This window comes from Acidovorax sp., from assembly GCF_046339755.1.
Classification (GTDB): domain Bacteria; phylum Pseudomonadota; class Gammaproteobacteria; order Burkholderiales; family Burkholderiaceae_C; genus Acidovorax.
Window position 1 is genome coordinate 19,905 of record NZ_JBKDTZ010000118.1, and the last position, 8,482, is coordinate 28,386.

Here is an 8,482-nt window from a genome sequence, read left to right on the forward strand (position 1 = left end):
CCATGAGCCAGATGCAACCGAAAGAGGGGTTCAACCTCTCCAAGTGGGCGCTCGACCACCCCGCGCTCACGCGCTACCTGATGGTGGTGCTGATGCTGCTGGGCTTTGCGGCCTATTTCCAGCTGGGGCAGGACGAAGACCCGCCTTTCACCTTCCGCGCCATGGTGGTGCGCACCTACTGGCCCGGCGCCACGGCGCAGCAGGTGGCCGAGCAGGTCACCGACAAGCTCGAGCGCACGCTGCAGGAGGTGCCCTACGCCGACAAGATCCGCAGCTACTCCAAGCCCGGCGAGTCGCAGATCATCTTCCAGATCAAGGACTCGTCCAAGGCCAGCGAGGTGGCCAACGTCTGGTACACCGTGCGCAAGAAGATCGGCGACATGCGCTACACACTGCCCGCGGGCATCCAGGGGCCGTTCTTCAACGACGACTTCGGCGACGTGTACGGTGTGATCTACGCGCTCGAGTCCGAAGGCTTCAGCTACGCCGAACTCAAGACCTTTGCCGACGACGCGCGCCAGCAGCTGCTGCGCGTGCCCGATGTGGCCAAGGTCGAGCTGTTCGGGGTGCAGGACGAAAAGCTGTTCATCGAAATCTCGCAAAAGCGCCTGTCCCAGCTGGGCCTGGACATGAATCAGGTGCTGGCCCAGCTGGGCCAGCAGAACGCCGTGGAAGGCGCGGGCGCCGTGCAGACGCCGCTGGACCAGGTGCAGGTGCGCGTGGCCGGCCAGTTCAATGCGGTGGAAGACCTCGCGGCCATGCCGATCCGCGGCCCCTCGGGCGCGCAGCTGCGCCTGGGCGACATCGCCGAGATCAAGCGCGGCTATGTGGACCCGGTCGCCGTGAAGGTACGCCACCAGGGCAAGGAAGTGATCGCCCTGGGCGTTTCCATGACCAAGGGCGGCGACATCATCGCCCTGGGCAAGGCGCTGCATGCCGCCACCGACCGCATCGGCACCTTGCTGCCTGCGGGCGTGAAGCTGGTGAATGTGCAGGACCAGCCCAAGGCCGTGTCCACCTCGGTCAACGAGTTCGTGAAGGTGCTGATCGAGGCCGTGGTCATCGTGCTGGCGGTGAGCTTCATCGCCCTGGGCTTTCACAAGCGGCCCGGCAAGAACCCGCTGTGGAAGCGCTGGTACATCGACCCGCGCCCCGGCCTGGTGGTAGGCATCACCATTCCGATGGTGCTGGCCGTGACCTTCCTGGGCATGTGGTACTGGAACATCGGGCTGCACAAGATCTCGCTGGGCTCACTGATCATCGCCCTGGGCTTGCTGGTGGACGACGCCATCATCGCCGTGGAGATGATGGTGCTCAAGCTCGAGGAGGGCTATGACAAGGTGCGCGCCGCCACCTTCGCCTACGAGCTCACGGCCATGCCCATGCTCACGGGCACGCTGATCACGGCGGTGGGCTTTCTTCCCATCGGCATCGCCAAGTCGACCACGGGCGAGTACACCTTCGCCATCTTTGCGGTGACGGTGATCGCGCTGGTGCTCAGCTGGATCGTCTCGGTCTACTTCGTGCCCTACCTGGGGACCCTGCTGCTCAAGGTGCCGGCCCACGTGGCCCATGCCCAGGAGCACCATGGCGTGGAGGCCGGCGGGCACGAGGTGTTCGACAGCCCGTTCTACAACGCCTTCCGCCACCTGGTGACCTGGTGCGTGCGCCACCGCTGGATCACCATCGCATTGACCGTGGGCACGTTCGCCCTGGGCATCTTCGGCATGGGCAAGGTGCAGCAGCAGTTCTTCCCCGATTCGAGCCGCCCCGAGATCATCGTGGACGTGTGGTTCCCCGAGGGCACCTCCTTCGTGGGCAACGAAGAGGTGACCAAGCGCGTGGAAGCGCGCCTGCTGGCCGAGCCGGGCGTGACCACCGTGAGCACCTGGGTGGGTTCGGGCGTGCCGCGCTTTTACCTGCCGCTGGACCAGGTGTTCCCGCAGAGCAACGTGTCGCAGTTCATCGTGGTGCCGCAGGACCTGAAGCTGCGCGAGAGCCTGCGCATCAAGCTGCCCACCATCCTGGCGCAGGAGTTTCCCGAAGTGCGCGGCCGCGTCAAGCTGCTGCCCAACGGGCCGCCCGTGCCCTACCCGGTGCAGTTCCGCGTGGTCGGCCCTGATCCGCTGGCGCTGCGCGCCCATGCCGACGAGGTCAAGGCCGCGCTGCGCGAGAACGCGCAGATGCGCGGCGTGAACGACAACTGGAACGAGTCGGTCAAGGTGCTGCGCCTGGAAGTGGACCAGGCCAAGGCGCGCGCCCTGGGCGTGACCAGCCAGTCCATCGCCCAGGCGAGCAAGACCATCCTGTCGGGCACCACCGTGGGCCAGTTCCGCGAGGGCGACAAGCTCATCGACATCATGCTGCGCCAGCCGCTGGATGAGCGCAACGCCATCACCGACATCGCCAACGCCTACCTGCCCACGGCATCGGGCAAGTCGATCCCGCTCACGCAGATCGCCAAGCCCGTGTTCACCTGGGAGCCGGGCGTGATGTGGCGCGAGAACCGCGACTACGCCATCACCGTGCAGGGCGACGTGACCGAAGGCCTGCAGGGCGCCACCGTCACCGCGCAACTGCTGCCGGGCCTGCGCGCCATAGAGGCCAAGTGGCGCGAAGCCGGCCAGGGTGCCTACCGCATCGAGGTGGCAGGCGCCGTGGAGGAAAGCTCCAAGGGCTCGGCTTCCATCGCGGCCGGCATCCCGATCATGCTGTTCATCACCTTCACGCTGCTCATGCTGCAACTGCACAGCTTCAGCCGCGCGATGCTGGTCTTCCTGACCGGGCCGCTGGGCCTGGCCGGCGTGGCGGGCGCGCTGATTCTGCTCAACCGCCCCTTCGGCTTCGTGGCGCTGCTCGGCGTGATTGCGCTGATGGGCATGATCCAGCGCAACTCGGTGATCCTGATCGACCAGATCGAGCAGGACCGCGCCAAGGGCATCCCGGCCTGGGACGCCATTGTGGAATCGGCCGTGCGCCGGCTGCGCCCCATCGTGCTGACGGCGGCTGCTGCCGTGCTGGCCATGATCCCGCTGTCGCGCAGCGTGTTCTGGGGGCCGATGGCCGTGGCCATCATGGGCGGCCTGATCGTGGCCACGGTGCTCACGCTGCTGGCCCTGCCGGCGATGTATGCGGCCTGGTTCCGGGTGAAGCGGCCCGAGGACGAGCGCCTGACCACAGCCTGAAGCCAAGACCCCGGCAATCCCCCTGCCCATGGCAGGGGGGATGCCTGGGCAGGGTAGATACCAGCACGCCATGGGCCTGCGGAAATTGGAGCACCCTGCTTTACAGGTTAAAATCAAAGGTTGACCGATTTCACACAGGCGGCGGGCATCCCTGCCGCCTGTCTGTTTGTTGTTGAACCGCGCGGGTGGCGAAATTGGTAGACGCACCAGGTTTAGGTCCTGACGCCAGCAATGGTGTGGGGGTTCGAGTCCCCCCCCGCGCACCAAAACCATGTGAAACCTTGCGGAATACTGCGCTGCAGCGAGCACGATCACATTCTTAGAGTCTTAGAGGAATAGCCATGTCCGTTACTGTTGAAACCCTTGAGAAGCTCGAGCGCAAGATCACGCTGAGCGTGCCCCTGACCGTGATCCAGACCGAAGTCGACACGCGTCTGAAGCGCCTGGCGCGCACCGTGAAGATGGACGGCTTCCGTCCCGGCAAGGTGCCCATGAACGTGGTCGCCCAGCGCTACGGCTATTCCGTGCAGTACGAAGTGCTCAACGACAAGGTGGGTGAAGCCTTTGCCGTGGCCGCCAACGAAGCCAAGCTGCGCGTGGCCGGCCAGCCCCGCATCACCGAGAAGGAAGGCGCTCCCGAAGGCCAGGTGACCTTCGACGCCATCTTCGAAGTGTTCCCCGAAGTCAAGATCGGCGACCTGTCGGACGCCGAAGTCGAGAAGCTGTCGGCCGAGGTGACCGATTCGGCCATCGACAAGACCATCGACATCCTGCGCAAGCAGCGCCGCACCTTCGCCCAGCGCGCCCAGGGCGCCGCTGCCGAAGACGGTGACCGCGTGTCCGTGGACTTCGAAGGCAAGATCGACGGCGAACCCTTCGACGGCGGCAAGGCCGAGGACTTCCAGTTCCTGGTCGGCGAAGGCCAGATGCTCAAGGAATTCGAAGAAGCCGTGCGCGGCATGAAGACCGGCGAAAGCAAGACCTTCCCGCTGGCCTTCCCTGCCGATTACCACGGCAAGGACGTGGCCGGCAAGACGGCCGACTTCCTGGTCACGGTCAAGAAGATCGAAGCCGCCAACCTGCCCGAAGTGAACGACGCCCTGGCCAAGTCGCTGGGCATTGCCGACGGCTCGGTGGAAGGCCTGCGCGCCGACATCAAGAAGAACCTGGAGCGCGAAGTCAAGTTCCGCCTGCTGGCCCGCAACAAGCAAGCCGTGATGGACGCCCTGGTCGCCAAGGCCGAGCTGGACCTGCCCAACGCCAGCGTGCAGGCCGAAATCGCCCGCCTGCTGGAAGGCGCCCGTGCCGACCTCAAGCAGCGCGGCCTGAAGGACGCCGACAAGGCCGAGATCCCTGACGACGTGTTCCGTCCGCAAGCCGAGCGCCGCGTGCGCCTGGGCCTGGTGGTGGCCGAGCTGGTGCGTGCCAACGAACTGCAGGCCAAGCCCGAGCAGCTCAAGGCCCACATCGACGAGCTGGCCGCCAGCTACGAGAAGCCCGAAGACGTAGTGCGCTGGTACTTCGGCGACCGCCAACGCCTGGCCGAAGTGGAAGCCGTTGTCATCGAGAACAACGTGACCGACTACGTGCTGGGCAAGGCCAAGGTGGTCGACAAGGCCGTGTCCTTCGACGAACTCATGGGCCAACAATAAGATTCGTGCGTGAACCGTCCCCTGCGGGTGGTTCGGCATCGGTCTGATACAGGGGCTTGTGCTTTGACGCACAAGCCCCAATTCATTTCTGGGTACAGTACGCCCCTGACTGGAGAAAAAATGAGTTCACTGGATACACAAGCCCTGGGCATGGTCCCCATGGTCATCGAGCAGTCCGGACGCGGTGAGCGCTCCTCCGACATCTATTCGCGCCTGCTCAAGGAGCGCATCATCTTCCTGGTGGGCGAGGTCAACGACCAGACCGCCAACCTGGTGGTGGCGCAGCTGCTCTTTCTGGAGAGCGAAAACCCCGACAAGGACATCTCGTTCTACATCAACTCGCCTGGCGGCAGCGTGACGGCCGGCATGGCCATCTACGACACCATGCAATTCATCAAGCCCGATGTGTCCACCATGTGCGTGGGCTTTGCGGCCAGCATGGGCGCCTTCCTGCTGGCGGCTGGCGCCAAGGGCAAGCGTTTCTCGCTGCCCAACTCCAAGATCATGATCCACCAGGTGCTGGGCGGCGCACGCGGCCAGGCGACCGACATCGAGATCCACGCCCGCGACATCCTGCGCACCAAGGACCAGATGAACCGCATCCTGGCCGAGCGCACGGGCCAGCCGCTCGAAAAGGTCAAGAACGACACCGAGCGCGACTACTTCCTCACGGCCGACGAGGCCAAGGAATACGGCCTGGTGGACCAGGTGATCGCCCAGCGCCCCTGATCCGGGCGGCAGTCGGCGGCGTTCGTTTCCCTGAGAACCGGTTCCGGACACTTGCCCTGGCGTGGCGCTGGGGGTAAGTTCGGGATTTCCTGCAGCCACCGGGCATTGCCCGCTGGCGGCAGGGCAGTTTTCCCGGGAGAGAACGCCGCTTTTTATTTGGTTATCATCTCCCGACAACTTTCCGTAACAAGGCATTGCCCCCATGGCCGAGAAAAAAGGCTCCTCCAGCGAGAAAACCCTCTACTGCTCTTTCTGCGGCAAAAGCCAGCACGAAGTGAAGAAGCTGATCGCCGGACCGTCCGTCTTTATCTGCGACGAGTGCATTGACCTGTGCAACGAAATCATCCGTGACGAGCTGCCCGCAGGCGACCTGACCAAGGACGCCAAGAGCGATCTGCCCACGCCCCTGGAGATCAAGTCCAACCTGGACAACTATGTCATCGGCCAGGACGTGGCCAAGCGCACGCTGGCCGTGGCGGTGTACAACCACTACAAGCGCCTGCGCCACAAGGACAAGGCGCACAAGGACGACGTCGAGCTGTCCAAGAGCAACATCCTCTTGATCGGGCCCACGGGCTCGGGCAAGACGCTCCTGGCGCAGACCCTGGCACGCATGCTGGACGTGCCCTTCGTGATGGCCGATGCCACCACGCTGACCGAGGCCGGCTACGTGGGCGAGGACGTGGAGAACATCGTCCAGAAGCTCTTGCAAAGCTGCAACTACGAGGTCGAGCGGGCCCAGCGCGGCATTGTCTACATCGACGAGATCGACAAGATCTCGCGCAAGTCGGACAACCCCTCCATCACACGCGACTTGTCGGGCGAGGGCGTGCAGCAGTCGCTGCTGAAACTGATCGAAGGCACCATGGCCAGCGTGCCGCCCCAGGGCGGGCGCAAGCACCCGAATCAGGACTTCCTGCAGATCGACACGACCAACATCCTGTTCATCTGCGGCGGCGCGTTCGCGGGCCTGGAGAAGGTGATCGAAAACCGCACCGAGGCCTCGGGCATCGGCTTTGGCGCATCGGTCAAGAGCAAGAAGCAGCGTTCGCTGACCGAGGTGTTCACCGAGATCGAGCCCGAGGACTTTATCAAGTTCGGCATCATCCCCGAGCTGGTGGGCCGCATGCCTGTGGTGACCGCGCTGGCCGAGCTGAGCGAAGATGCGCTGGTGCAGATCCTGACCGAGCCCAAGAACGCCCTGGTCAAGCAGTACAGCAAGCTCCTGGCCATGGAAGGCGTGGACCTGGAGATCCGCCCCGCCGCGCTCAAGGCCATCGCCCGCAAGGCGCTGGCGCGCAAGACCGGTGCGCGCGGCCTGCGCTCCATTCTGGAGCAATCGCTGATCGGCACCATGTTCGACCTGCCCAACCAGAGCAATGTCGAGAAAGTCGTGGTGGACGAGTCCACCATCGAAGAGAGCAAGCCGCCGCTTCTCGTGTACCGGGAAGCAGCCAAAAAGGCCTGACATGTCCCCGCGGTGCATGCAAGTGCCTTGCATGCACCGCGCCTGGCTACGCCGCCATTCAACCCTTGTGCCAGCACGGCTGGGCACGGGGGTTGAAAATCCCCACATGTGGACCATATGCCACAGAGTTAACTGAGGATTTCCATGTCCGGACATACCCCCCTGCCAGCCACCCCCATCGACCTGCCGCTGTTGCCCTTGCGTGACGTGGTGGTGTTCCCCCACATGGTGATACCGCTCTTCGTGGGCCGCCCCAAGAGCATCAAGGCGCTGGAGCTGGCCATGGAGGCCGACCGCCGCATCATGCTGGTGGCCCAGAAGGCCGCCGCCAAGGACGAGCCCTCGGTGGCCGACATGTTCGACGTCGGCTGCGTCTCGACCATCCTGCAGATGCTCAAGCTGCCCGACGGCACCGTGAAGGTGCTGGTCGAGGGCCAGCAGCGCGCGCTGGTGGCGTCCATCGAGGATGCGGAGACGCACTTCACCGCCACCGTGACGCCGGTCGAGCCCGCCGCCGAGGCCAGCAAGCCCAGCGAGATCGAGGCCCTGCGCCGTGCGGTGATGCAGCAGTTCGACCAGTACGTCAAGCTCAACAAGAAGATCCCGCCCGAGATCCTGACCAGCATCTCCAGCATCGACGACCCGGGCCGCCTGGCCGACACGATTGCCGCGCACCTGCCGCTCAAGCTCGAGAACAAGCAGATCGTGCTCGACCTGTCGGACGTGAAGGCGCGCCTCGAAAACCTGTTCGAGCAGCTCGACCGCGAGGTCGACATCCTCAACGTCGACAAGAAGATCCGCGGCCGCGTGAAGCGCCAGATGGAGAAGAACCAGCGCGACTTCTACCTCAACGAGCAGGTCAAGGCCATCCAGAAGGAACTGGGCGAAGGCGAAGACGGCGCGGACATGGAAGAGATCGAGAAGAAGATCAAGGCCGCCAAGATGCCCGCCGAGGCGCGCAAGAAGGCCGATGCCGAGTTCAAGAAGCTCAAGCTCATGTCGCCCATGTCGGCCGAGGCCACCGTGGTGCGCAACTACATCGACGTGCTCACGGGCCTGCCCTGGAGCAAGAAGACCAAGATCAAGCACGACCTGGTGAACGCCGAGGGCGTGCTCAACGAAGACCACTACGGCCTGGACAAGGTCAAGGACCGCATCCTTGAATACCTTGCAGTGCAGCAGCGCGTGGACAAGGTCAAGGCGCCCATCCTGTGCCTGGTGGGGCCACCGGGCGTGGGCAAGACCTCGCTGGGCCAGTCCATCGCCAAGGCCACCGGCCGCAAGTACGTGCGCATGGCCCTGGGCGGCATGCGCGACGAGGCCGAGATCCGCGGGCACCGCCGCACCTACATCGGCGCTCTGCCGGGCAAGGTGCTGCAGAGCCTCTCGAAGGTGGGCACGCGCAACCCGCTGTTCCTGCTGGACGAGATCGACAAGCTGGGCACCGA

At 64.6% G+C, this 8,482-nt stretch carries 5 protein-coding genes and 1 tRNA gene; all 6 read left to right on the forward strand.

Translation table 11 applies throughout. The features are described 5' to 3' along the window. The first annotated feature begins 2 nt into the window (after nucleotides 1-2). Nucleotides 3-3,185 carry an efflux RND transporter permease subunit gene (locus ACK59X_RS09280; RefSeq protein ID WP_409956736.1) on the forward strand — a complete coding sequence of 1,061 codons (3,183 nt, stop codon included), beginning with the start codon at nucleotides 3-5 and terminating at the stop codon, nucleotides 3,183-3,185. A gap of 179 nt (nucleotides 3,186-3,364) precedes the next feature. Continuing rightward, a tRNA-Leu gene (locus ACK59X_RS09285) sits at nucleotides 3,365-3,451 on the forward strand. 75 nt (nucleotides 3,452-3,526) lie between these two features. Continuing rightward, nucleotides 3,527-4,837, forward strand: coding sequence for a trigger factor (tig, locus tag ACK59X_RS09290; protein ID WP_409956738.1), 1,311 nt, complete (start codon nucleotides 3,527-3,529; stop codon nucleotides 4,835-4,837). Between the two features lie 120 nt (nucleotides 4,838-4,957). Then, a complete protein-coding gene (gene clpP, locus ACK59X_RS09295) occupies nucleotides 4,958-5,566 on the forward strand; it encodes an ATP-dependent Clp endopeptidase proteolytic subunit ClpP (protein WP_409956740.1) in 609 nt (202 codons plus the stop codon). Between the two features lie 202 nt (nucleotides 5,567-5,768). After that, nucleotides 5,769-7,034 carry an ATP-dependent Clp protease ATP-binding subunit ClpX gene (gene clpX, locus ACK59X_RS09300; RefSeq protein WP_409956742.1) on the forward strand — a complete coding sequence of 422 codons (1,266 nt, stop codon included), beginning with the start codon at nucleotides 5,769-5,771 and terminating at the stop codon, nucleotides 7,032-7,034. 144 nt (nucleotides 7,035-7,178) lie between these two features. After that, the coding region (locus tag ACK59X_RS09305; RefSeq protein WP_409956744.1) for an LON peptidase substrate-binding domain-containing protein at nucleotides 7,179-8,482 on the forward strand (1,304 nt) is incomplete at its 3' end.